Consider the following 22,515-nt stretch of genomic DNA (forward strand, 5'->3'; position numbering starts at 1 on the left):
AACAATCCGTTGATGGATTGTACGCGGCACTGGAAATCATTCATCGTTCTGCCTATGTTCCGACTTTCGATCATCGGCGCCTGATCCCCGGTCCTCGCGGGCACTGCGCGCCCAACGTGGCGCGCCTCACGCGCCTGGAAATGCCGATATGGATGAAGTGCTCAGGGCGAAGCGCCAAACACCCGCCGGCTCAGGATTGCGCGCGATAACCATCCGCGGCGCGCGCGAGCACAATCTCAAGAACGTCGATCTCGAGATTCCCAGAGACAAGCTCGTCGTATTCACCGGCCTCTCCGGCTCCGGCAAATCCTCGCTCGCCTTCGACACCATCTATGCCGAGGGACAGCGCCGCTATGTCGAGTCGCTCTCGGCTTACGCGCGCCAGTTCCTGGAGATGATGCAGAAGCCGGATGTGGACCAGATCGACGGCCTGTCGCCCGCGATCTCGATCGAGCAGAAGACCACCTCGAAGAACCCGCGCTCCACCGTCGGCACCGTCACCGAAATCTACGACTATATGCGCCTGCTGTGGGCGCGCGTCGGCGTGCCCTATTCGCCCGCCACGGGGCTGCCGATCGAAAGCCAGATCGTCTCGCAGATGGTCGACCGCGTGCTGGCGCTGCCCGAAGGCACAAGGCTCTATCTGCTCGCGCCGGTCGTGCGCGGCCGCAAGGGCGAGTACAGGAAGGAGCTCGCCGAATGGCTCAAGAAGGGCTTTCAGCGCGTCAAGATCGACGGCACTTTCCATGAGCTGGCCGAGGCGCCGACGCTCGACAAGAAATTCCCGCACGACATCGACGTGGTGGTCGACCGCATCGTGGTCCGCCCCGACATCGGCCAGCGCCTTGCCGAAAGTTTTGAGACCGCGCTGAAGCTCGCCGAAGGCCTCGCCGTGATCGAATATGCCGACGCGCCGGCGGCTGTGGAAGAGAAGAAGTCCGACAAGAAGACCGCAAAGATCCACGACAAGAGCGGGCCGGAACGGATTCTGTTTTCGGAAAAGTTCGCCTGCCCGGTTTCCGGCTTCACCATTCCCGAGATCGAGCCGCGGCTGTTCTCGTTCAACAACCCTTACGGCGCGTGTCCTGCCTGCGGCGGCCTCGGCGTCGAGCAGCATATCGACGAGGACCTCGTCATCCCCGACAAGGAATTGACGCTCCGCAAGGGCGCGATAGCGCCGTGGGCCAAATCGTCCTCGCCCTATTACATCCAGACGCTGACCGCGCTCGGCAAGTTCTACAAGTTCACGCTCGACACCAAGTGGAAGGACCTGCCGAAGAAGACGCAGGCAGCATTGCTGCACGGCTCCGGCGACGACGAAATCAAGTTCTCCTATGAGGACGGCGTCCGCTCCTACGACACCAAGAAACCGTTCGAGGGCGTCATCACCAATCTCGAGCGCCGCTACCGCGAGACCGAGAGCGAATGGGCGCGCGAGGAGCTGGCAAAGTATTTCTCCGACATCCCCTGCGCGGGCTGCAACGGCCATCGCCTCAAGCCCGAGGCGCTGTGCGTCAAGATCGGCGGCAAGCACATCGGCGAAATCTCGGAATTGTCGGTGCTCCGCGCCGGCGAATGGTTCGAGACCGTGCCGAAGGCGCTGAACGCGCAGCAGAACGAGATCGCCGCGCGCGTGCTGAAGGAGATCCGCGAGCGGCTGTCGTTCCTGCTCGACGTCGGCCTGAACTATCTCACGCTGTCGCGCGCCTCGGGCACACTGTCCGGCGGCGAAAGCCAGCGCATCCGCCTCGCCTCCCAGATCGGCTCGGGTCTCACAGGCGTGCTCTACGTGCTGGACGAGCCCTCGATCGGCCTGCACCAGCGCGACAACGCGCGGCTGCTGGAAACGTTGAAGCGGCTGCGCGACCTCGGCAATACCGTGATTGTGGTCGAGCATGACGAGGACGCGATCAGGCTCGCCGATTACGTGCTCGACATCGGCCCCGGCGCCGGCATGCATGGCGGCCATATCGTGGCGCAGGGCACGCCCGCGGAGATCATGAAGAATCCGAACTCGCTGACGGGCAAATACCTCACCGGCGAGATGTCGGTGGCGATCCCCGAGCGCAAGCCGCCGAACCACAGGCGCACCATCAAGGTCGTCAACGCCCGCGGCAATAACCTCAAGAACGTCTCAGCGGAAATCCCGCTCGGGCTGTTCACCTGCGTCACCGGCGTCTCCGGCGGCGGCAAGTCGACGCTCTTGATCGATACGCTCTACAAGGCCATCGCCCGCAAACTGAACAACGCCAGCGAAGGCGCCGCCCCGCACGACCGCATCGAGGGGCTGGAGCATATCGACAAGATCATCGACATCGACCAGTCGCCGATCGGCCGTACGCCGCGCTCGAACCCCGCGACCTATACCGGCGCCTTCACGCCGATCCGCGAATGGTTCGCCGGCCTGCCCGAAGCCAAGGCGCGCGGCTACGAGCCGGGACGGTTTTCCTTCAACGTCAAGGGCGGCCGCTGCGAGGCCTGCCAGGGCGACGGCGTCATCAAGATCGAGATGCACTTTTTGCCCGACGTCTACGTCACCTGCGACACCTGCAAGGGCAAGCGCTACAACCGCGAGACGCTAGAGGTCCTGTTCAAGGGCAAGAGCATCGCCGACGTGCTCGACATGACGGTCGAGGAAGCCGCCGAATTCTTCAAGGCGGTGCCGCGCGTCCGCGAAACTTTCAAGACGCTGCACCGCGTCGGCCTCGATTACATCCATGTCGGCCAGCAGGCCACCACCCTCTCCGGCGGCGAAGCCCAGCGCGTCAAGCTGGCTAAGGAGTTGTCAAAACGCGCCACCGGCCGCACGCTCTACATCCTTGATGAACCGACCACCGGCCTGCACTTCCACGACGTCGCCAAGCTTCTGGAAGTGCTGCACGAGCTGGTGTCGCAAGGCAACACGGTGGTCGTGATCGAGCACAACCTCGAAGTCATCAAGACCGCCGACTGGGTGATCGACTTAGGCCCCGAAGGCGGCGACGGCGGCGGCGAAATCGTCGCCTGGGGCCCGCCGGAGGATATCGTCAAGGCGCCGCGGAGCTATACGGGGAAGTTTTTGGCGCCGGTGCTGAAGAAGGCGGAGGGGAAGCCAAGGAAGAGCAGCAGCGCGAGCGAGGCGGCGGAGTAATAGGAGCCTTGAGGTGGACGCGCGCGACCATCATAAGATGAGCTTAGATGATCGCTTGAGTGCGCTTTCCGAGACGCGCCCGAACTGTCTCTATTTTGCATTAACGCTGACGGCAGACAAAGCGGGCCAAGTGATTTTCTCAACTCAAACTGTATGGGTGGGTTGGTCGGACGAAGAAAGACGCGAAGAGCTACGACGTGCGCGCCTTGTGTATCCCCAGTTTGTTGAGCTTTGGAGACACGTGAACCAACCTTACGCCGTCATTCATACAACAGATGAATTGTGTCTCTTTCTCCTTGGCGGGGGAAATGCTCTTATCGAGGAGTCCCTAGCCAGGCGGATTTTTCCGCGAATTTTAGGAGATGCCGAACGTTGCGTTCGCGACGGAGAAACCGGCTTCGTTTCTCCAGATCTACTGCCCGAAGCTGCCTTTCGACGTGCTCCGACCCCGAAAGTAAGAATGCAAGTTTTAACGCGCGATCAGCGTCGCTGTCGCGTTTGCGGGCGCCGTCCCGATGATTGCGTGGACATCGTGCTTCACGTTCACCATATTCGGCCATGGGAGAAGGGCGGCATAACTGACCCAGGAAATTTGATCACTCTCTGTCATAGTGTCATGCAGGCCTCGAGCCCCACGACGATCCTAGTCTGTTTCAATATTTGAAGCCGGGCGATGCTGCCGACAGGCAGCTAGCGGAATTCCGAATGGGTGTCGCCAATTATCGTCGCGTCGGCTTCCTATCGGGCTTAAGAGACAAACCCCAACCAAAGCAAGTATCGAGGCTGCCTCGCCCCAAAGGGCGAAGAGCGTAGCAAGCGCAGGGCGGATTAGCGGAGCGTAATCTGCCACTGCTCTCGTCCCGCGCGCGGCGGTTCACGTCTTCGGCTGATCTCCCTACACCGTCCAATAATGCGGATGCGGATAGGATCGTGAGCGGTCGCCCCAGTCGAAGTCGTCTTCATCGAACTCGGACGGGCCGGCGCGCAGGTCCTCTAGCGTCAGTTCGACCACAAAGGCCCGACGCTCCGGATCAAACCTGAGCGCGTCCCATCGCACAGGATAATGGTGGTGGCTGGCGAGCAGACCGCCGGTTTTTATCACGGCATAGGCGACAGTGCCGCTGACCTTGTCCAGCATCAGTCGCTCGATCGTACCGAGCTTTGTGCCGTCTTGCCCGTAGACGTTCGCGCGCTCGACGCGATCACTGGGCACCAGGGTATGAGCCATGGCGTCCTCCCTGTTTTCTCGTTCTCCCGGCATTATAGCACCAACGAGCCCGACATGCGCGCGCGTCCGACGCGCGACTCACGGACGCATGTAGGATGGGTAGAGCGCAGCGAAACCCATCAATCCCGCGCGCGGAGAGATGATGGGTATCGCTGCGCTCCACCCATCCTACGGCCTCTACCGCCGCAAGAACGCCCCGAACGCCCGCGGACCGTCGCCGACCTTGATCTCTCCTGTCACCTTCAGCTCGGCCGCATCGATCACGCTGATCGAGTTGCTCTCCCAATTCGCCACGACGATGCGCCGCCCGTCCGCCGTCGCCGCGATCCCTTCCGGGTAATCGCCCACATTGATGCGCTTGAGCGGCGCCAGCGTTAAGAGATCGAACACGCTGACAGTGCCGTCATACTGGTCGGTGACGAAACCGCGCCCTTGCGCGAGTGCGACCGCATAGGGGCGCAAGCCCGTCTTCACGCGCCCGATCTCGCTGTTATCCGCGATATCGATCACAGAGACGTCGTTCGAGCCGACATTGGCGGTGTAGGCGCGCCGGCCCTCCGCATCGATGGTAATGCCAAACGGGCGCTCCCCGACCTTGATGACCGCCCGCCGCTCGCGCGTCGCGGTGTCGATGACGGACACGCTGTCGGCGTCGCGGTCAGCGGAGAGCAGAAGCCGCCCGTCCGGCGTCACCGCGAGTCCCGACGGCGAGGCGCCGACCGCGATATCGGCGATCACGCGCTGCGCTATCGGATCGATCACCCGCACCGCCGCGGCGTACCAGTCGGCCACGTAGACTGTGGCGCCATCCGGCGCCACTGCGACACCGAGCGGACCACCGCCGGTGTTGATCCTGCCTACGACCCGGCGTGCGGCGGCATCGACCACCGTCAGCGCCTTGGCATCGGGGCTCGTCACATAGGCGAAGCGTCCATCCGGCGTGATGGCGACGCCCGCAGGCTTGCCGCCAATCGCGATGGTCGCGACCGGCTGCAAGGATGTGAGATCCACGATCGTCAGGTTTTCGCTGAGCTGATTGGTGACGAAGGCTTCCTCGGCCCACGGCTGGCCGGACCAGGCGCTGCCCATGATGGCGACGAGCGCCGCCAGAACAATGGCCCGCACGATCAGCTTCCGCTTTCGACCTTCTTCTTCAGCGCCTCGAGGCCCGCGCGGTAAAGCCCGCTCACCGCCTTCACGGCGGCCTCGTCGCTCAGCTCCGGCGGCGGATCGTTGTTGGGAAAGCCGCGATAGAACGCGCCGGCCCACTCCAGGCTGCTGCCCTTGCCGTCGGCGCTGGGCGTCACGGTCAGGGTGGACGAATAGTTGGTGACCGGCAGCACCTTCACATCCACGGCGGTGATCCGGTACGAATAGCTCATTTTCTCGGCGTCGTATTTGTAGAGCTCCTCATCGACGATCGCGCCGGTCGCCAGCGTCAGCCGCCGCGTGGCCTCGATCGCGTTGCCTTTGTCGCCCTCGGTCTTGTTGACCGGCGGCAGCCAGCTCATGTCCTGGAAATTGCCAATCGCGGCCCACACCTTGGCCGGCGGCGCGTTGATCTCGATCGATTCCCGTACCTTCTGGCGGGTCGGCCCATGCGCCCAGGCTGCCCCCACTACAGCCAGCGCTGCCATCGCGGCCGCAGCCTTCGCAATCGTCGCTCTCATGTCGTTTCCCCATTGTCTTGCTGGCCCGCGCGAACACGGGCTGTGATATTGTAGCGTATTCTCGTGGCAAAGACGGCCGGTTCGTGGCGCGGGCCCTATTGTTCAGTAGGATGGGTAGAGCGAAGCGAAACCCATCAATCACGTGCGCGAAAACATGATGGGTTTCGCTTCGCTCTACCCATCCTACGGTTTCACTCCTCCATCGCCGCTTCCACAAACCCGGCCGGGTCCTCGCAAAACTCCCGCATGACCTTGTAGTGATCGGTCTCTTTCACCGTCACCGGCTCCAGTCCGTATTTCGTCAGCCGCAGCAAAGTCGCGTTCGGGTAGGCCATCAGCATCGGCGAGTGGGTGGCCATGATGATCTGGCAATGGCCGATGTCTTCCATCCGCCGCATCAGCTTCAGGAACGCGATCTGGCGCGAGGGCGACAGCGCGGATTCCGGCTCGTCGAAAATAAAGATGCCCTGCTTCTGGCAACGCTCCTCGAAGAAACGCAAAAACCCTTCGCCGTGGGAGTGGGACAGGAAGTCGGGCGGCGGGCCTCCTCCCATTGGATATTTCTGGGCCATCTCGTCCAAATATCGGGCGACCGAGAAGAAGCTTTCGGCGCGGAAAAACCACCCATTGGTGATTTTGGGTAGCCAGCTCGCCCGCAACGCGCTGGACAAGCGGCCTCCCATTTTTTCCAACGCCCATGAGTGGTCGACCGTCATGTACCCCTTGCCGCCGCCGGCCTCGTCGTAACCAGCGAGCACGGCGATGCCTTCAAGTAGTGTGGATTTGCCCGTGCCGTTCTCGCCGACGATGATGGTGATCGCCTTATGAAAACTCAGTTCGAAATCGTCGCGCAGCAACGGCAGGCAGAAAGGATAGGCCTCGCGGTTGGCGATCCGCGACGGCTCGAGCCAGATGCGCTTGAGGTATGGCGCCGGCAGGTTGATCGGCTTGTTTCGTCGTGAGGCCATGTGCGCGGGTCCGATGGAACAACATTGCATTCAATGCATATATCCGGATCGTAGCGCAACCCCAGATGGCAATCCGCCCCCTGCAAGAAACACCAATGCCGTCCACCACCTACACCCTCTTCCGCAGCGCCATCCTTGGCGAGCAGCAGGTCATCTGCCGCTATGACGGCCGCGTGCGCGAACTCTGTCCGCACATCATCGGCACCAACAAACGCGGCGAAGAGGTCGTGCTGGCCTGGCAATTCGGCGGCGAAAGCTCCGGTCCGCTGCCGCAATGGCGCTGCCTGAAGCTGGCGAATGTCAGCAATGCCCATATGCGCGAGGGTCGTTGGCACGAAGGCCGCTCGCACCGCATGACGCAGACCTGTGTCAGCGATATTGATCTCGACATCAACATTCACGTTCGCAAACGCAGGTGACTCCGTCATTGCGAGGAGCGTAGCGACGAAGCAATCCATATCTCCACTTGCCGCACTATGGATTGCTTCGCTTCGCTCGCAATGACGTGGAGAGGCCGCAACATACTGAACACTCGCACATGCGAACGTAACGATCTTGATTGCACCAACGCCCTCGCCTCGCTCGCAGATCGAGAACTCATTCCACACACGTCGCCGCGATGCTGTCGAAATAGCAACCTGCTCGCGCCAATGCGCGGTCGCGTTTGGGTCCAACTTTTGCCGGCATGCGCAACGTATGGTTAACCTGCAAGCGGTCGTTCTCACATCCGCGCAAACGTCGCTTGCAGACGGCTCTCAAGGGGCGCATTCGCGCCCGCTTCCACAAACGATACGTCACCATGCCGGTGCAATCGGTTCGCTATCGAGCCCGCAGGGGGTTATACGAATGTTCAACTTCAGGGGACAAAATATGAAACGACTACTTCTAGCTGGTGTGGCCCTCTCGGTCGCGAGCGCGGCCTCGGCCGCCGACCTTCGGGCGCGGCCCTATCCCAAGGCCGCCCCGGCGACGGTGGTTGCGGCGTATAACTGGTCCGGCTTCTATATCGGCGCGATGGGCGGCTATGGCTGGGGAAGCGGCGATAGCGATGCCAGCGGCGGTTTTGGTGGCGGCACGGTCGGCTACAACTGGCAGCTCCCCGGCAGCCAGTTCGTATTCGGCGTCGAAGTCGACGCCGCCGGCGCCAGCATCAAGGAAAGCGTAACCGGGGACGTCGGTGGTGGAGTCCTGGGCACGGCGGATTCCAAGATCAACTCATTCGGAAGCGTGACCGGCCGTGCCGGCTTCGCGATCGATGCGGCGCTTCTCTACGCCAAGGGCGGCTACGCCTGGGCCAACCACAAAGTCTCCGCTTCAGTGCCAGCGCTAGGCCTAGCGTCTTCGGATAGCCAGACTCATTCCGGCTATACGATCGGCGGCGGCCTCGAATATTTGTTCACGCCGAACTGGTCGGCCAAGGCCGAGTACATGTACACCAGCCTCGGCGGCGAGACCTATACTGTGTTGGGCGTCCCGGTGGATTCCGGCAACATCGACTTCCACACCATCAAGGTCGGGGTGAACTATCACTTCCGTTGAGACGGGAATGTAGTCGCGTAGTTGCTGCGTAGGGTGGGCAAAGCGTAGCGTGCCCACCATTCAGCATGACGCTCTTCGAGAGATGGTGGGCACGGCGCGAACGCGCCTTTGCCCACCCTACGGCAGACGTCACATCACCTCGAGCACCAGCTCCATCGTCATCAGCACCGGATTGTCGCCGCGCATCAGCCGGCCCTCGGCGATGCCGCCGAGATAATCGACCAGCGCGACGTCGAGCTCCGCCTGCAGCGCGCCGTCGGCGCCGGGCGTGATTGCGCCGGCCTTGATCGCAAGCTCGGTCGCAAACGGCACGACGGTTCGGCCGTCAGTGAAATGCGCGCCGATGGTGGAGCCGACGCCGCCGTGAATCCGCGCGCGCAAAATTCCATGCTGCCGGCAGAAGGTCTCCAGCGCCGCGGCAAAATCCTGATTCGGCCGCAGCCGCAGCGCAAAGGCGCGACTTCCGGCCTTCACATCGGTGCCGGCGCACGCCACCGGCCCGAACAATTTGAAATTGGTCTCGGGATCGGGCTCGGCCACAAACATCGCGCCGTCGAGGCCGAACGCTTCCACCGCGAACGATTCGGCGACGATGCTCTCCTCGGGGAGAATGTGGCCGCCGTGCAGATGGCCGTCAGTCTCGGTCCACAGCCCATGGCAATGAAAGAACGGCGCGCGATCGCGCTCGCCAAGCGTCATCGCGCCGAGCTTCAACCGCGTGATGCCGGAGGGCCGAAACGTGTCGCTGTAGAACGCCGCATTGGCGCCGGTCTTCGACAGCGCGGGCATCACATAGGCAAACGGCCCAAGCGCCCCTTCCCGCATGCTCAACACGCCGCCTGAAAACCCGGCTTCGGCAAAGCCGCGGTGCGCGGCCTCCAGCAGCGGCAGGCCGGCGGCAAGCGTGAACGAAAACGCCCGCCCCCGCGCCTCGACCCATTGAATACGCTCGGGCGCGGGCGGCCCGGGCTGCGCGATGCTGCGCATCGCCTCAGCTACCCGTTTTGGAGATGAGATCAAGCAGCCCTCGCGCCTCGAGTTCATCGCGGACCAGCCGCTTCGGAATCTTGCCGTAGCCGGATTTCGGCAGCGCCTCCCAGAAGAAGAAGCGCTTCGGCATCTTGTAGCGTGGCACCTTCGGCGCCAGGAACGCCGCCAGCTCCGCCTCGCTCACCGGGCCAGCGCCCTCGCGTGCGACGCAGACGGCAACGCCGACCTCGCCCCAGAACGGGTCGGGCACGCCGAGGACGGCGACCTCGCCGATCGCCGGGTGCGTGAGAATCTTCTCCTCGACCTCGCGCGGATAGATGTTGGAGCCGCCCGAGATATACATGTCCGAGGCGCGGCCGGTGATGTAGACAAACCCCTCCTCGTCCATGTGGCCGAGATCGCCGGTACGAAACCAGCCGTCGCGAAACGCTTTCGCGTTGGCTTCGGGATTGTCGTAATAGCCGGCGAACACAGCGGGACCGATCACGCAGATCTCGCCAGTCTCGAACGGTTTGAGTTCGCGCCCGTCATCGCCCTGGATCGAGACCTGCATGCCCGTCCGCTCAAAGCCGCAGGTGCCGATGCGGGCCAGCGGGCCGTCCTCGGGATCGTGCAGGCTGGCCGGCATCACCGTGATGTTGCCGGTGACCTCGCCGAGCCCGAAATACTGCACCAGCACCGGGCCGAGCTTGTTCAGCGCCGCCTTCTGGTCCTCGCGATACATCGGCGCGCCGGCATAGATCACGAAGCGCAGCGAGGAATGGTCGTATTTGTCGACCGCGGGATGCTCGACCATCATCTTCAGAATGGTCGGCACGGTGAACATGTTGCTGACGCGATGCGCCTCGATCAGCCGGAACGCTTCGGCGATATCGAATTTTTCCGACGGCAGCAGGATGGTCGGCACGCCGCGCGCGGCCTGCACGAGTTGGTGCACGCCGGCGCCGTGCGACAGCGGCGCGACCACCAGCGAAGCATCCGTCTCCGTCGTGCCCGGCATCAGGTCGGCGAGATGATTTGTCACCACAAAGGCCATCTGGCCGTGGGTGAGCACTGCCGCCTTGGAGCGGCCGGTGGTGCCGGAGGTGAAGAAGAACCAGCAGGGATCGTCGTAATCGACCGCTGCGTTGTCGACCTTCGCACCCGCATGATCGGCGATCACCCCGCCCACGGATTTTTCGCCAAACGTCCCCTCGCCGATCCGCCAGATGAATTCGAGCGCGGGGTTGGCAACCGCCGTGGCGTGGTCAGGGAAATCGCCATGGCACAAAAAAGCCCTCGCGCCGGAGGCGGTGGCGAGATAGGCGACCTCGTCCGGCATCAGGCGGAAATTGGTCGGCACCCAGACCGCGCCGAGCCTAAAGGCCGCGAACATCGACCAGAACATCTCGTCGCAATTTTTGGAATGCACCAGGACACGGTCGCCCTTGGCGATGCCCCGTGCGGCGAGGCCCGCCGCCAGCGCCGACACGGCACCATCGATCTCGCGCCAGGTCCAGGATTTGTCGCCCCAAATGAAGCCAATGCGGTCGCCATGGCAGCGGGCGTTCTGGGTCAGCATATGCGCCAGGTTCATCACCCGGCGCGACATCCGCGCTAGACCGCCGCGCGGGGTGGGAATAGTCACGGTTTCAGTCACTGGGAATCAACCATTACGCTTCGAAAAACCGACATGGAACACCTCATGGCAACGATAGCAGAAAGCCCGGTGCCTGCTCAAATCCGCCGTGGGCCGACATCACCGTACGCCCGTCCCCTTGCAACGCTGGCACTTGACGACCCTGTCGCCCTTCTTCAGCAGGCCCTTGCCCTCGCAATTCTTGCATTTCTGCTTCTTCTTGATGTTGGGGCCCTTTTCATTGGCCATGATAATCTCCCGGCAAGCGTTGCACATATCACCATAGCCAGCTCCGCACTCCCGTCCACAAGCCCGCACAAACGATTTAAGAGATCACCATGGATCCCGTCACCAAATTCGCAGGATCCCGACGTAAAGGCGTTCAGGGTGGCTGCCGAGAAGCAGGGAGCGGACAAGGCGACCGTCGCCGTCACGATCGAAAGTCATCAGCGGGATTCACGCGCCAACCCGGCCGACAAGACCATCCGCTACGTCAAGGGCGCCGTCGACGGCAGCCCGTGGTCGGTCCGCGCCCCTGCTCGTCGATTCATTCAAGTATTAGGATTTGCAAGTATTAGGATTTGCAAGTGAAGCAAAGAGCTGAGAGCCCGCCGGTGACCGGCGGGCCCTCCCGGAAATTACTGCGGATGGTTGGCCAGTTCCTGATCGCTCAAACGCCAATCCTGCCAAAGCTGAAGCGCACCCAGCAGGACGACGATTGCACCGAGAGCGACATGCCAGGCCCGAAGCAAGTCGTCACCGGCGTAGCCGAGGATGAAGGGCGAGGCGATCAGCCAGAGGCCGAGCGCGATCTCGCCTACCTCCTCCCAACGCTGCAATGCGACATATTCGAGCTGGGCCAGACCGAAGACCAGCATGCCGATCACGAACGTGTTGAGGATCATGGTGCTGCGTTCGGCGTCCATCACCTCGTGACTGGAGAAAGGAAACCACGGCGATACCACGATCAGCACGCCGAGCAGCATGCCGAACCAATCTTCCCACGTGCGATGCTTGCTGAGGAAACCAAAGCCCGACATTGTAAACCTCCCCTTGAAAAGAGGCATACGTCGGCGGCCGCGATCACGGCATTTCCGCTATCAAGCCCAGACCCGGCCGCTTCGGCGGCGTATGTCATCCGAAAGACGTAGGAACCCGACAACCCGTTGCAAGGCCCGGCTGCAAAGATCTTGCGAGCGCGAACACGCGTCCCGGCCTATTGCGCCGCACCAAGCCGCTCCAGGCTCTCGCTCGCGGTGCGCAGGTCAGAATTGCGCCCGCCTTGTTGCCGAGCCGCATCTTGGCTTGTCCACGATTGTTCCAGGAATAGGCGTCGGCCGGATCGTATTGCAGCGCCTTGACGTCGTCGACCACGCGCTTTCGATGCCCTCCTGATAGGGCCGGATCATGCCACTAGGCGGCGGCAAGCCTGCTGCCGCTTTCGCGTTTGGCGTCGATAACGCCGCTACAGGCAGCCATCTTCTCGTCCGGCGGCGTAGTCAGGGCGATACAGGCTTGCCAACCCGGATCGCCTTCGGCGGCTGATATCGCCGCGGTGCCCAGTAATGCAGCGGTCAGTCATAACACGCATATCAGCCAATCCCGAGCGAGCCGGTTTCCCCCTCGTCGGCGGATTGCATCGGCGGGTTCATGTCCCTAGATGAGAGCATCAATCATCCGGGAATCGCCGCATGGCTGTCGTCCGCGACAACAAGAATCAAAACCGCTTCGAACTCGACGTCGACGGCGCTGTGGCGTTTGCGAATTATCGGGTCACGCCATCGGCGGTCATCATCACCCATACCGAAACGCCCCGCGCCCTTCGCGGCCGCGGCATCGCTTCCGAACTGGTAAGAGGTGCGCTCGAGTTGATCCGCGCCGACGGACGCAAGGTCATCGCCGGCTGCGGCTTTGTCGTGGACTATCTGCGCAGAAATCCGCAGTTTGCCGATCTGATGGGGTGACAATAATTTGCCGTAGCCCGGATGGAGCGAAGCGCAATCCGGGACTTTCTCGCGGCGGGGACTTATCCCGGATTTCGCTTCGCTCCATCCGGGCTACGCAACCGTGCGCCTTACGTGATCCGTATCGACATATCCGGCAGGCCTTCAAGCTTGCACAGGATCACGTCGCCCTTCACGACCGGGCCGACATTTTCCGGCGTGCCTGAATAAATGATGTCGCCCGCCTTGAGTTCGAAGGCTTGCGAAAGCTTGGAGATCTGCTCCGCCACGTTCCAGATCATGTTGCGCAGGTCGGAGTTCTGCTTGATCGTGCCATTCACGGCGAGCGAGATCGCGCCTTTGGCAAAATGTCCGGTCTTGGCTGCGGGATGAATCGGCCCGAGCACGGCGGAGCGATCAAAGCTTTTGCCGATCTCCCACGGCTTCTTCTCGTCCCCCATCGCGCGCTGCAGATCGCGTCGCGTCATATCGAGGCCAAGCGCGTAGCCATAGACGTGGTCGAGCGCCTTCTCCGGCGAGATATTGGTGCCGCCCGATTTCAGCGCCGCCACCAGTTCGACCTCGTAATGATAGTTCTTGGTGAGCGAGGGATAAGGATGATCGCCGACCGCGCCGATCGCGACGTTCTGGATCGCGTCGGTCGGCTTTTGAAAGAAGAACGGCGGCTCGCGATTGGGGTCCGAACCCATTTCGCGCGCATGCGCGGCATAGTTGCGCCCGATGCAATAGATCCGCCGCACCGGAAACACATCGGTCTCACCCACAATCGGGATCGTCGTCGTGCCAACCGGAAAAATCGATTTCGGGCCGGTCTGCGCCGCGGCCGTACCGCCTTGCACGGCCGTACCAGCCAGCGCCAGCGCGCCCGTTGCCAGAATGGTTCTACGATCGACATTGCTCATTGGCGTTTTCCTTGTTCTGCGAGTCTTCTTGTCCGCTGCGTCCCTACAGCGTTTTCTCCACGAAGTGGATACCATTTGCGCGTTGTTGCAATGCAATCGCACCAAAGAAGAAGGCCCGCGTCGCCCGCGGGCCTTCGCATTTCGAATCGAGCGAAGCGTCAGTGCTTGATATCCGGCGGCAGCTTGCCGCCATTGGCGGCCAGCTTGGCCATGACCTGCTTGTGCAGCCAGATGTTCATGCTGGCGGAATCGTTGCTGTCGCCGGTATAGCCGAGCTCTTTCGCCAGGTCCTTGCGCGCGGCGAAGCTGGAATCGATGTCGAGCGCCTTCATCAAGTCGACGATCGAGGTCCGCCACGCCAACTTCTCGCCCTTGGCCTTCACGGCCTGGTCGAGGATGGGCGCGACGTCGACGGTCGCGGCGGCCGGTGCAGCGGCTCCACCGGACGATCCGGCGTCCGCGGCCGCGCCGCCGCCAGCCGGCGCGGCATCTGCCTTGGTGCCGAAGATCGCGCTCATGATTTTTCCGAAAATGCTCATCGTTCGCTCCCAATAACCTGAGGATGGGGTGAGTCTTTTAGCGGCACTGTTTGACCGGCAGCACCACGCCGGGATCGTGTACAAGTCTAGCCAGCCAGATAAAGCTTGCCAATGAAACATTCACCGAAGCGTGAGTGTGATTGTCGCTGTTTGAGGGTACGCTCCAGGGACAGTTCGCGACATGGCCAGTTCCACTACCCTGTCTTCGCGTCTGGCCCGACCGTGATCTTTTTTGGAAATGGCACGTTTGCGTCTTTCGACCGGCGCACGATGCGGCCGCCGAAGGGAGACAGCGACCATGGCCACGTCTTATCAAGGCAATGTCACATCACTGACGCAAAGCGGTCGAGACGCCGCGGCGGCACCCGTCATCCGAACCATCGGCGTCGCCGAACTCGGCCGCGCGCTGCGACGCGGCTGGGAAGATTTCAAGGCCGTGCCAAGCCACGCCATCATCCTGTGCGTGATCTATCCCGTTCTCGGACTGGTGCTGGCACGCACCGTCCTCGGCTATTCCGTCATCCCGTTGTTATTTCCGCTGGCCGCCGGCTTCGCCCTGATCGGTCCGTTTGCTGCGCTTGGCCTCTATGAAATGAGCCGCCGCCGCGAGCGCGGCGAACAGGCGAGCGCATGGGATGCGCTCGAGGTGCTGCGTTCGCCGTCATTCGGCGCGATGCTCGGGCTTGGCGTTCTGCTCTTGACGCTGTTCGCGACCTGGGTGGCCACGGCGCAGGCGATCTACATCGCTGCGTTCGGCTATGAGGGCGCCACCGGCATTTCCGATTTTGCCACGCGCGTGCTGACGACGTCGCAGGGTTGGTGGCTGATCGTGGTTGGCTGCGGTGTAGGCTTCCTGTTCGCCCTCGTCGCGCTTTGCATCAGCGTGGTCTCCTTCCCACTGATGCTCGATCGCCATGCCGGCGCCGGCGATGCGATGGTGACCTCGCTGCGCGTAGTCGCACGCAATCCCGTGCCGATGGCGGCCTGGGGATTGATCGTCGCGGTGCTCCTGGTGACGGGAACGTTGCCGTTCTTCCTCGGCCTTGCCGTCGTCATCCCCCTGCTCGGGCACGCCACCTGGCACCTCTATCGGCAGACGATTGAACCGGAACTCAATCCGCAGCCGCTTCCGCCCCGCGCCCACCGCGAGCGCAAGCCTGCCGCCGATTTTCCGGCCAATCTGTTCCCCTGGCGGCGCAAAGATAGCGCATAGGCCGGCACGGAACCCGATCGATCACACCCGCCGGTCGACCCGACCGGCGGTGGGGATGTTCACCGCTCACTAACGATGAATTGAGCATCTTCAACGGAAAGGCGGTCACCGCAACCACATAAGCCTTGTTTTGGCCGATCTTGCTTCGAACATTCGGCATGACGTTGACACTAACGTCGATGACGCATCGATCGTGGAGCGAACGGCACGATGATCTCTCGCCTCTCTCTGCGCGCTCTGACCCTGGGCGCCCTGTTGCTGACTTCTGCGGCGCCCGCTCTCGCCGCACCTTGCGGCACGGGCCCGTTCGAAGCATGGCTGGAAGACTTCAAGAGGGAAGCTGCCGCCAAGGGAATAGCGACATCCGCCATTCAGGCTGGCTTGACCGGCGTCACGCTCGACAAGAGCGTGCTGGCCCGCGACCAATCGCAAAAGGTCTTCAGCCAGAGTTTTGAGGAATTCTCCGGCCGCATGGTTCCGCCCCGGCTCACGCGCGGCTCCAACATGCTCAAGCAATACGGCTCCGTGCTCGGGCGCATCGAACAGGCCTATGGCGTGCCCGGCGAAGTGCTGGTGGCAATCTGGGGCCTGGAAACCGATTTCGGCGTCAACATCGGAAAATTCCCGACGCTGCGCTCGCTGGCGACGCTGGCCTATGATTGCCGCCGCACCGACCTGTTCAAGGCCGAGTTGATGGATGCGCTACGCATCGTCGAGCGCGGCGATATCGCGCCACAGGAACTACGCGGCGCATGGGCGGGTGAAATCGGTCAGACCCAGTTCATGCCGTCGTCCTACGTCAAGTTCGCGGTCGATTTCGACGGCAACGGCCGCCGCGATCTCCTGCGCAGCCCCCCGGACGTGTTGGCCTCGACCGCCAACTTCCTTGCCGGCCACGGCTGGCAACGCGGCAAGGACTGGGAGCCCGGCGGCGCCAATTTTGCCGCGATCAAGGAATGGAACAAGAGCGAGGTCTACGCCAAGACTATCGCCTTTTTCGCGACGCAGCTTTCGCGAGCCCCCTAGACTTAGCAACCACTCAAGGGTCGGCCACAGCGATCAGACCTTTGCCCTCAGGTCTGCCCCGTCGTTAGCTTCGCGCGAGCGTATCCACCTGGGCGATGAAATCAGAAATAGATCGCCACCCATAAAAATGAACCAAAATTCATTTAATCAATGCGTTACATGCGATTCGCGCATAAGAAGATTCCAAAAAGCTAGCCTTAAAGCACATTTTTGTGCGCTGCACGCACTCACGGACTTGCACTCGCGCTCCTCCTGATCGCTGTTTAGTCAACGGCGAGGTTAATTTGGAAATGACGGTAAGTCCTCAAATTTACGGCATTATTTTCAGTGAGCGAAACACCTATGGAGCGGACGAGCCGACTAATCTTTCAGCCATACTGAAAAGTTAAGCGGCCCTTACCTCCGTCATGCGTTTTAGGATTAGCTGCATCGCAACATAGGAACTTCTGCACTGCGGAATCTAGTCTATATTCATTTCAACGATGAGGCCGCACCCCAAAGGCTGAATCGCTAATTCAAGGAGACTACGATGTTACTTTCGCTCATCCGCATGATCCAGGCGTTCCGGGATTATCAGCGCAATGTCAGCGAACTGTCCCAGCTCAGCGATCGCGAACTGGCCGATATCGGCCTCGATCGTTCGGACATTCCGCGCGTTGCAGCCGGAACCTATAACGGCTGATCTCTGTTCAGCCGCCAAGTTGAACGGATAACGCCCGCCCTCGCTGCGGGCGTTGTCGTTTCTGATGCTGCACTTGGCGCGAAAACGCGCTAACCCTGCGCGCATGATTTCCTCTACCCCCAAAACTGACACCGTCCATGTGATTGGCGGCGGCCTTGCCGGCTCGGAAGCCGCCTGGCAGATCGCCAATGCGGGCGTGCACGTCGTCCTGCACGAGATGCGCCCGTTGCGGATGACCGAGGCGCACCACACCGAAGGTCTGGCCGAGCTCGTTTGCTCCAACTCGTTTCGCTCGGACGACGCTGCCAACAACGCCGTCGGCCTGCTGCATGCCGAGATGCGCCGGCTGAGCTCGCTGATCATGCGCTGCGCCGACGTCAACCAGGTGCCCGCGGGCGGCGCGCTGGCGGTTGACCGCGATGGATTCTCCGCAGCCGTCACCCGGGCCCTGCACGACCATCCCCTGATCGAGATCGACCGCGCCGAAATCGCCGGCCTGCCGCCCGCCGAATGGAGCAACGTGATCGTCGCGACCGGCCCCCTTACCTCGGCGCCGCTGGCGGACGCCATCCGCGAACTCACGGACGAGAACGCGCTGGCGTTCTTCGATGCGATCGCGCCGATCGTGCACAAGGATTCCATCGACATGTCGGTGGCGTGGTTTCAGTCGCGTTACGATAAGGTCGGGCCCGGCGGCACCGGCGCCGATTACATCAACTGCCCGATGACCAAAGAGCAGTATGACGCCTTCGTTGCGGCGCTCCTGGCCGGCGACAAGGTGGACTTCAAGGATTGGGAGACCAACACGCCCTATTTCGACGGCTGCCTGCCGGTCGAGGTGATGGCCGAGCGCGGCCACGAGACGCTGCGGCACGGACCGATGAAGCCGGTCGGGCTGACCAATCCGCACAACCCGACGGTCAAGCCCTACGCCATCGTGCAGCTGCGGCAGGACAACAAGCTCGGCACGCTCTACAACATCGTCGGCTTCCAGACCAAGCTGAATTACGGCGCGCAGCAGCGTGTCTTCCGCACCATTCCGGGCCTCGGGAACGCCGAATTCGCCCGGCTCGGCGGCCTGCACCGCAACACTTTCCTGAACTCGCCAAAACTCCTCGATGGACAGTTGCGATTGCGCGCGCAGCCACGGCTACGCTTTGCCGGCCAGATGACCGGCTGCGAGGGCTACGTGGAATCCGCCAGCATCGGCCTGATCGCAGGCCTCTACGCCGCAGCGAACGCGCAGGCGCAGTCGCTCGAACCGCCGCCCGTGACCACGGCGCTGGGTTCGCTGCTCGGGCATATTACCGGGGGGCACATCGAAACCATCGAGGCCGGAACGCGCTCCTTCCAGCCGATGAACATCAATTTCGGGCTGTTCCCGCCGCTTGCGAGCGCGCCGACCAAAAAGCCCGATGGTACGCGGCTGCGCGGCAACGAGAAGACGGTCGCAAAGAAGCAGGCGCTCAGCGCCCGGGCGCTCGCCGATCTCGATCGCTGGATCGCCGATCACCTTCGCGTAGCGGCGGCGGCGTAACACCATGAGCTTGCCCAAGGACGACGCCGCGACCCTGTCGGCGCTATGGACCGAAGGCGTGCTGCTGAAGCGCGACGTGTTCTCGACCGTCGAGCGCGGCCGGTTTCGCGACGATGCCGGCGAGGTCGACGCGGTGCTGCGCCGGCTCGATCAGGTGCCGCTGTGGTCCCATCCGCTCGCCCGCCATCTGTTCGCCCGCGAGCGCCGCGCGCTGGCGCTGGCGCGCGATCTCGACGTCGGCCCGAAACTGCTATGGGCCGGACAGCAGGCACTGGTGCGCGGCTTCATCGACGGCGTCGCGCTGCATCTGGCAAAGCCCCATGGCGACATCGCCTATTTTCGCTCGGCCAAGCTCGCTCTTCGCAAGCTGCACCGCGCCGGCATCTGCCATAACGATCTGGCCAAGGAGCAGAACTGGCTGCGCGGAAGCAACGGCCGCGCCTATGTGACCGATTTTCAACTGGCGGCCTGCTTCAAGACAAGAAGCCGCCTGTTCCGGATCGCGGCCTACGAGGACCTACGCCATCTGCTGAAGCACAAGCGCAGCTATGCGCCACAGGCGCTGACTCCGATGGAGCGCAAGATTCTCGCGCGCAAATCCTTTGTCGCCAGCATCTGGCTCATGACCGGCAAGAAGGTCTACCAGGCCATCACCCGCGGCCTATTCAACTTCACCGATCGCGAAGGCGGCGGCCGCCGGCTGGTCAACGACGCGCCCGTGTTGATGGATTTGATTAGGAAAAACCACGATGTCCGCGACGCCGCGATCGTGGCTTTCGCCGACCGACGCACCGGTGTCGGGCTGTACGCCTTTGTCGAAGCCGACGAGGTGGCACTGGAAAAGCAGCTACGCACCGAACTCGCGGCAGCCAAGGGCGTCAAGCCGCCGGAGCATATCCAGGTGGTGCATGCCCTGCCGCGCGATGCCGCGGGAAAACCGCGCACGGAGATATTGCAGCTTGTCGCGATGAACCAGCTCGACCTGATCGAGCCGCTGATCACGAGCGATATCGACCGCGCGTTCCTGAAAGACATTCTGGAGAGCCGCAAGAATTTGCGGGACCGGTTCAATTTCGAAAGCAGCGAGTTGAATTCGCGATCGAGTTGATCTGCCGTGTCCCGGGCGCGATGCAGCGCCCTTCGCGCTGCTTCGCAGAACCGGGACCCACGCTGCGACAACGATGGACCCCGGACCAGCAGCGCTCCACGCCGCGAGTGCGGCGCGCTGCGCAGCATCCGGGGAACGCCAAGCGCCGCCTACCCGCCAAATTCCTGCGACCGTGACGCCCGCCACAGCGTCCACAAGGTCCGTAACCGCGACGTCGTCTGCGGTACGAAGGGATCGACGTCGGCCCGCGACATACGCTTGAGATCGCGGCGGACCAGCGCCAGCGGAAGGAACACCGGTCGCACCTGCGGCGGCGCATGTGTGAGTAGCTCGAAGGCGGTGCCGAGATGCTTTCGGGCGTCCCCCACCAACTGATCGATCGCGGCGCGCGCCCGCGGCGTCTGCTTGCCCGAAAAGACTTCTTCCATCCCGCTGCCGTGTTGCTGCAGCAGCTGCAGCGGCAGGAATAGCTGGCGCCGCGCGGCATCGAGCGGCAGCGCCGCGATCACCTGCGCCACGCCCTGGGCCAACCCGGCATGGCGCGCGAGATGGTCGATCACCGCCGACGGCTGTACCGCTAGCCGCGCGCCGAGCGAGAACAGCGCCGAGGAGGTGTCGGTGACATAGCCCTCCAGCGCCGCCATCGATGGCATCGGATCGTTGTAGAGATCGAACTGATGCTCCTCGATCAGCCGCGACAGCGGCTCAACCGGCAGGCGGAATTCGGCGATCGTCTGCAACAGTTCGGCTGCGACCGGATTGCCCTCGACGCCGCCATGGCCGGCGCCTTCCAGCACATCGGTCCACCATTGCAGCCGAATTTCGCCTGGCAATGGCTGGCTGACCTGCTCGCGCACGCGGGATATCTCGACATTGAAGGCGTAGACCGACAGCAGCGCGCGGCGCTGGACCGGTGGCAGGAACAGCGTCGACGCATAGCGGGCAAAGTCGTGCGTGCGCACCAGATCGGCGCAGAACGCGGCGGAATCCTTCGACGTCGCCGCCTCGCTCATGGCACCGCGATCAGCGCCGCCGCGACCCGCCGGCGCTCGCCCAGCATGACGTTGTAGGTCCGGATCGCAGGCCCCGTCTGCATCGCATCGAGCACCACGTGCACGGCGCGCAGCGCCTCGCGAAGCCCCCGCGGCGGCATCCAGACTTCAGTGCCGGTGCCGACGATCAGCGTATCGATGGAATTGGCGGCCTTGAATATGCGCGAGAGCGAATATTCATCGATGTCGGCAGGCTTCGTCACCTGCCAGGCCCAGATTGCATCCGGCAGGCACAGCAGCGAGCCGCGATGCGACATGTCGGCGAAGGCGAAGCCGCCCTTGCCGTAGGCTTCGATCGGCGCCGACCTCGGAAGATGCGGGGCGTCCGAGGATGTGGCCATCTTTATTTCTTCGCAGGCTTATCCGGCGCCTCGCGGTGCTCACCGACGCCGAGATAGATCAGGATCGGCGCGGCGATGAAGATCGAAGTGTAGGTGCCAACCAGCAGCGCGCCGAACACCATGACGGCCGTAAAGCTGTGGATCGCGTGACCGCCGAACAACAACAGCGCCAGCAGGGCCAGCGTCACCGTGACGTGGGTGATGATCGAGCGCGACAGCGTCGAATTGATGGATTCGTTGAGGAGCTGCGGCATCGGCATTTTCTTGTAGCGCCGCAACATTTCCCGGATGCGGTCGTAGATCACGACCGTGTCGTTCAGCGAGTAACCGAGAATCGTCAACAGCGCCGCGATACTGGTGAGGTCGAAATCGACCTGGGAAATCGACATGAAGCCGATCGTCAGCACGATATCGTGGACGTTGGCGATCATGGCGCCGAGCGCGAACTGCCATTCGAACCGGAACCAGAGATAGATCAGGATTGAGAAAATCGCGAGCATCATGCCGAGCATGCCGTAAGCCAGCAATTCGCCGGAAACGCGCGGTCCCACCACCTCGACGCGGCGGTATTCGACGGAGTCGCCGAGCGCGCCGCGAACCTTCTGCACGGCCGCCTGCTGCGCGGCGTCGCCGCCGGGCTGTTCGGCCACCCGGATCAGCACGTCCGAGGGACCGCCAAACTGCTGCAACTGGATGTCGCCGAGTCCAAGGGTGCTCAGCGTCGCGCGCATCGCACCGATGTCGACGGGGCCTGACTTGTTCTGCACTTCCAGGAGCGTACCGCCCCTGAAGTCGATGCCGAAATTCAGCCCGTGGGTGAAAAACAGCACGATCGCGAGGATCGAAAGAGCCGCGGAGATTGGGAAGCTGATGCGACGAAAGCGCGTGAAATCGAAATGCGTGACGTCAGGGACGATGCGCAGCGGCGGCAACAGATCGAACACGGCGACCACGGTCAGCACGACGATCAGAACGCCCAGCGCAATGAGAATAGATTGAGTCACAGTG

General features: G+C 62.7%; 24 protein-coding genes and 1 pseudogene. 11 read left to right on the top strand and 14 right to left on the bottom strand.

Features of this window, described 5'->3' with window-relative positions; translation table 11 throughout:
- Positions 1-148: 148 nt before the first annotated feature.
- The gene (gene uvrA, locus V1279_RS17000) at positions 149-3,130 is read left to right on the top strand and encodes an excinuclease ABC subunit UvrA (RefSeq protein WP_334437910.1); all 2,982 of its coding nucleotides are present in this window, start codon (positions 149-151) and stop codon (positions 3,128-3,130) included.
- A gap of 13 nt (positions 3,131-3,143) precedes the next feature.
- A complete protein-coding gene (locus V1279_RS17005; protein ID WP_334437913.1) occupies positions 3,144-3,794 on the top strand; it encodes an HNH endonuclease in 651 nt (216 codons plus the stop codon).
- Positions 3,795-4,025: 231 nt separating this feature from the next.
- Here V1279_RS17005 and V1279_RS17010 read toward each other — a convergent pair whose 3' ends face one another.
- From V1279_RS17010 to V1279_RS37865, 5 genes and pseudogenes are all read right to left on the bottom strand, one after another.
- On the bottom strand, positions 4,026-4,358 hold the full coding sequence (locus V1279_RS17010; protein ID WP_334437916.1) for a PRC-barrel domain-containing protein: 333 nt from the start codon (positions 4,356-4,358) through the stop codon (positions 4,026-4,028).
- 177 nt (positions 4,359-4,535) lie between these two features.
- Positions 4,536-5,483 (bottom strand): YVTN family beta-propeller repeat protein, encoded by a 948-nt coding sequence (locus V1279_RS17015; RefSeq protein WP_334437918.1) that lies wholly within the window; start codon positions 5,481-5,483, stop codon positions 4,536-4,538.
- A gap of 2 nt (positions 5,484-5,485) precedes the next feature.
- Positions 5,486-6,028: an SRPBCC family protein gene (locus V1279_RS17020; protein ID WP_442894785.1), complete on the bottom strand. Its 543-nt coding sequence runs from the start codon at positions 6,026-6,028 to the stop codon at positions 5,486-5,488.
- A 191-nt stretch (positions 6,029-6,219) separates the two neighbouring features.
- Positions 6,220-6,744, bottom strand: a complete 525-nt coding sequence (locus V1279_RS17025; RefSeq protein WP_442894893.1) for an AAA family ATPase — start codon at positions 6,742-6,744, stop codon at positions 6,220-6,222.
- A 39-nt stretch (positions 6,745-6,783) separates the two neighbouring features.
- Positions 6,784-6,885, bottom strand: a pseudogene (locus V1279_RS37865) (AAA family ATPase); the annotation flags it as partial.
- Between the two features lie 206 nt (positions 6,886-7,091).
- Here V1279_RS37865 and V1279_RS17030 point away from each other — a divergent pair.
- Both V1279_RS17030 and V1279_RS17035 read left to right on the top strand, forming a co-directional pair.
- The gene (locus V1279_RS17030) at positions 7,092-7,415 is read left to right on the top strand and encodes a hypothetical protein (protein WP_334437924.1); all 324 of its coding nucleotides are present in this window, start codon (positions 7,092-7,094) and stop codon (positions 7,413-7,415) included.
- A gap of 451 nt (positions 7,416-7,866) precedes the next feature.
- Positions 7,867-8,535 carry an outer membrane protein gene (locus V1279_RS17035; RefSeq protein WP_334437927.1) on the top strand — a complete coding sequence of 223 codons (669 nt, stop codon included), beginning with the start codon at positions 7,867-7,869 and terminating at the stop codon, positions 8,533-8,535.
- A 129-nt stretch (positions 8,536-8,664) separates the two neighbouring features.
- On the opposite strand, the gene V1279_RS17040 is transcribed toward V1279_RS17035, so the two are convergent.
- The 3 genes from V1279_RS17040 to V1279_RS17050 form a co-directional block, all read right to left on the bottom strand.
- Positions 8,665-9,522, bottom strand: a complete 858-nt coding sequence (locus V1279_RS17040) for a PCC domain-containing protein (RefSeq protein WP_334437930.1) — start codon at positions 9,520-9,522, stop codon at positions 8,665-8,667.
- Between the two features lie 4 nt (positions 9,523-9,526).
- On the bottom strand, positions 9,527-11,164 hold the full coding sequence (locus tag V1279_RS17045) for an acyl-CoA synthetase (RefSeq protein WP_442894786.1): 1,638 nt from the start codon (positions 11,162-11,164) through the stop codon (positions 9,527-9,529).
- A gap of 99 nt (positions 11,165-11,263) precedes the next feature.
- The gene (locus V1279_RS17050; protein ID WP_256467493.1) at positions 11,264-11,392 is read right to left on the bottom strand and encodes a hypothetical protein; all 129 of its coding nucleotides are present in this window, start codon (positions 11,390-11,392) and stop codon (positions 11,264-11,266) included.
- A gap of 138 nt (positions 11,393-11,530) precedes the next feature.
- On the opposite strand from V1279_RS17050, the gene V1279_RS37870 reads away from it, so the two are divergent.
- Positions 11,531-11,734 carry a hypothetical protein gene (locus V1279_RS37870; protein WP_442894787.1) on the top strand — a complete coding sequence of 68 codons (204 nt, stop codon included), beginning with the start codon at positions 11,531-11,533 and terminating at the stop codon, positions 11,732-11,734.
- 47 nt (positions 11,735-11,781) lie between these two features.
- Here V1279_RS37870 and V1279_RS17060 read toward each other — a convergent pair whose 3' ends face one another.
- Positions 11,782-12,183 carry an SPW repeat protein gene (locus tag V1279_RS17060; protein ID WP_334437937.1) on the bottom strand — a complete coding sequence of 134 codons (402 nt, stop codon included), beginning with the start codon at positions 12,181-12,183 and terminating at the stop codon, positions 11,782-11,784.
- A gap of 651 nt (positions 12,184-12,834) precedes the next feature.
- Between V1279_RS17060 and V1279_RS17065 the strand changes: the two genes are divergently transcribed.
- On the top strand, positions 12,835-13,107 hold the full coding sequence (locus V1279_RS17065; RefSeq protein WP_334437939.1) for a GNAT family N-acetyltransferase: 273 nt from the start codon (positions 12,835-12,837) through the stop codon (positions 13,105-13,107).
- A gap of 110 nt (positions 13,108-13,217) precedes the next feature.
- On the opposite strand, the gene V1279_RS17070 is transcribed toward V1279_RS17065, so the two are convergent.
- Positions 13,218-14,009, bottom strand: coding sequence for a fumarylacetoacetate hydrolase family protein (locus tag V1279_RS17070; protein ID WP_334437942.1), 792 nt, complete (start codon positions 14,007-14,009; stop codon positions 13,218-13,220).
- 158 nt (positions 14,010-14,167) lie between these two features.
- Positions 14,168-14,548, bottom strand: a complete 381-nt coding sequence (locus V1279_RS17075) for a DUF3597 domain-containing protein (protein ID WP_334437945.1) — start codon at positions 14,546-14,548, stop codon at positions 14,168-14,170.
- Between the two features lie 298 nt (positions 14,549-14,846).
- Between V1279_RS17075 and V1279_RS17080 the strand changes: the two genes are divergently transcribed.
- The 5 genes from V1279_RS17080 (at position 14,847) to V1279_RS17100 (ending at position 20,114) form a co-directional block, all read left to right on the top strand.
- Entirely contained in the window at positions 14,847-15,761 is a 915-nt protein-coding gene (locus V1279_RS17080) for a DUF2189 domain-containing protein (protein WP_334437947.1), read from the top strand.
- Between the two features lie 210 nt (positions 15,762-15,971).
- Complete coding sequence (locus V1279_RS17085) at positions 15,972-16,787, top strand: lytic murein transglycosylase (protein WP_334437949.1); 816 nt, start codon at positions 15,972-15,974, stop codon at positions 16,785-16,787.
- A gap of 529 nt (positions 16,788-17,316) precedes the next feature.
- The gene (locus V1279_RS17090; protein ID WP_016846063.1) at positions 17,317-17,469 is read left to right on the top strand and encodes a DUF1127 domain-containing protein; all 153 of its coding nucleotides are present in this window, start codon (positions 17,317-17,319) and stop codon (positions 17,467-17,469) included.
- 103 nt (positions 17,470-17,572) lie between these two features.
- On the top strand, positions 17,573-19,006 hold the full coding sequence (trmFO, locus tag V1279_RS17095) for a methylenetetrahydrofolate--tRNA-(uracil(54)-C(5))-methyltransferase (FADH(2)-oxidizing) TrmFO (protein ID WP_334437952.1): 1,434 nt from the start codon (positions 17,573-17,575) through the stop codon (positions 19,004-19,006).
- Between the two features lie 4 nt (positions 19,007-19,010).
- Entirely contained in the window at positions 19,011-20,114 is a 1,104-nt protein-coding gene (locus V1279_RS17100) for a serine/threonine protein kinase (protein WP_334437955.1), read from the top strand.
- Between the two features lie 149 nt (positions 20,115-20,263).
- Here the strand turns inward: V1279_RS17100 and V1279_RS17105 are convergent, their stop codons facing one another.
- Genes V1279_RS17105 through secF form a run of 3 tightly spaced genes read right to left on the bottom strand, consistent with a single transcriptional unit; the run spans position 20,264 to position 22,511 of the window.
- Positions 20,264-21,127: a phytoene/squalene synthase family protein gene (locus V1279_RS17105; RefSeq protein WP_334437958.1), complete on the bottom strand. Its 864-nt coding sequence runs from the start codon at positions 21,125-21,127 to the stop codon at positions 20,264-20,266.
- The gene (locus tag V1279_RS17110; RefSeq protein ID WP_334437961.1) at positions 21,124-21,507 is read right to left on the bottom strand and encodes an Mth938-like domain-containing protein; all 384 of its coding nucleotides are present in this window, start codon (positions 21,505-21,507) and stop codon (positions 21,124-21,126) included. The genes V1279_RS17105 and V1279_RS17110 overlap by 4 nt, the downstream gene beginning before the upstream one ends.
- A gap of 2 nt (positions 21,508-21,509) precedes the next feature.
- Complete coding sequence (gene secF, locus V1279_RS17115) at positions 21,510-22,511, bottom strand: protein translocase subunit SecF (protein WP_334437964.1); 1,002 nt, start codon at positions 22,509-22,511, stop codon at positions 21,510-21,512.
- Between the last annotated feature and the right edge of the window lie 4 nt (positions 22,512-22,515).

It is taken from the genome of Bradyrhizobium sp. AZCC 1610, assembly GCF_036924515.1.
Classification (GTDB): Bacteria; Pseudomonadota; Alphaproteobacteria; order Rhizobiales; family Xanthobacteraceae; genus Bradyrhizobium.

Bases quoted from the DNA above. Each gene is read 5' to 3' on its own strand.
- uvrA (WP_334437910.1), top strand. From the start codon at position 149: ATGGATGAAGTGCTCAGGGCGAAGCGCCAAACACCCGCCGGCTCAGGA.
- V1279_RS17010 (WP_334437916.1), bottom strand. From the start codon at position 4,358: ATGGCTCATACCCTGGTGCCCAGTGATCGCGTCGAGCGCGCGAACGTC.
- V1279_RS17020 (WP_442894785.1), bottom strand. From the start codon at position 6,028: ATGAGAGCGACGATTGCGAAGGCTGCGGCCGCGATGGCAGCGCTGGCT.
- V1279_RS17025 (WP_442894893.1), bottom strand. From the start codon at position 6,744: ATGACGGTCGACCACTCATGGGCGTTGGAAAAAATGGGAGGCCGCTTG.
- V1279_RS17030 (WP_334437924.1), top strand. From the start codon at position 7,092: ATGCCGTCCACCACCTACACCCTCTTCCGCAGCGCCATCCTTGGCGAG.
- V1279_RS17035 (WP_334437927.1), top strand. From the start codon at position 7,867: ATGAAACGACTACTTCTAGCTGGTGTGGCCCTCTCGGTCGCGAGCGCG.
- V1279_RS17040 (WP_334437930.1), bottom strand. From the start codon at position 9,522: ATGCGCAGCATCGCGCAGCCCGGGCCGCCCGCGCCCGAGCGTATTCAA.
- V1279_RS17050 (WP_256467493.1), bottom strand. From the start codon at position 11,392: ATGGCCAATGAAAAGGGCCCCAACATCAAGAAGAAGCAGAAATGCAAG.
- V1279_RS17060 (WP_334437937.1), bottom strand. From the start codon at position 12,183: ATGTCGGGCTTTGGTTTCCTCAGCAAGCATCGCACGTGGGAAGATTGG.
- V1279_RS17065 (WP_334437939.1), top strand. From the start codon at position 12,835: ATGGCTGTCGTCCGCGACAACAAGAATCAAAACCGCTTCGAACTCGAC.
- V1279_RS17070 (WP_334437942.1), bottom strand. From the start codon at position 14,009: ATGAGCAATGTCGATCGTAGAACCATTCTGGCAACGGGCGCGCTGGCG.
- V1279_RS17075 (WP_334437945.1), bottom strand. From the start codon at position 14,548: ATGAGCATTTTCGGAAAAATCATGAGCGCGATCTTCGGCACCAAGGCA.
- V1279_RS17080 (WP_334437947.1), top strand. From the start codon at position 14,847: ATGGCCACGTCTTATCAAGGCAATGTCACATCACTGACGCAAAGCGGT.
- V1279_RS17085 (WP_334437949.1), top strand. From the start codon at position 15,972: ATGATCTCTCGCCTCTCTCTGCGCGCTCTGACCCTGGGCGCCCTGTTG.
- V1279_RS17090 (WP_016846063.1), top strand. From the start codon at position 17,317: ATGTTACTTTCGCTCATCCGCATGATCCAGGCGTTCCGGGATTATCAG.
- trmFO (WP_334437952.1), top strand. From the start codon at position 17,573: ATGATTTCCTCTACCCCCAAAACTGACACCGTCCATGTGATTGGCGGC.
- V1279_RS17100 (WP_334437955.1), top strand. From the start codon at position 19,011: ATGAGCTTGCCCAAGGACGACGCCGCGACCCTGTCGGCGCTATGGACC.
- V1279_RS17105 (WP_334437958.1), bottom strand. From the start codon at position 21,127: ATGAGCGAGGCGGCGACGTCGAAGGATTCCGCCGCGTTCTGCGCCGAT.
- V1279_RS17110 (WP_334437961.1), bottom strand. From the start codon at position 21,507: ATGGCCACATCCTCGGACGCCCCGCATCTTCCGAGGTCGGCGCCGATC.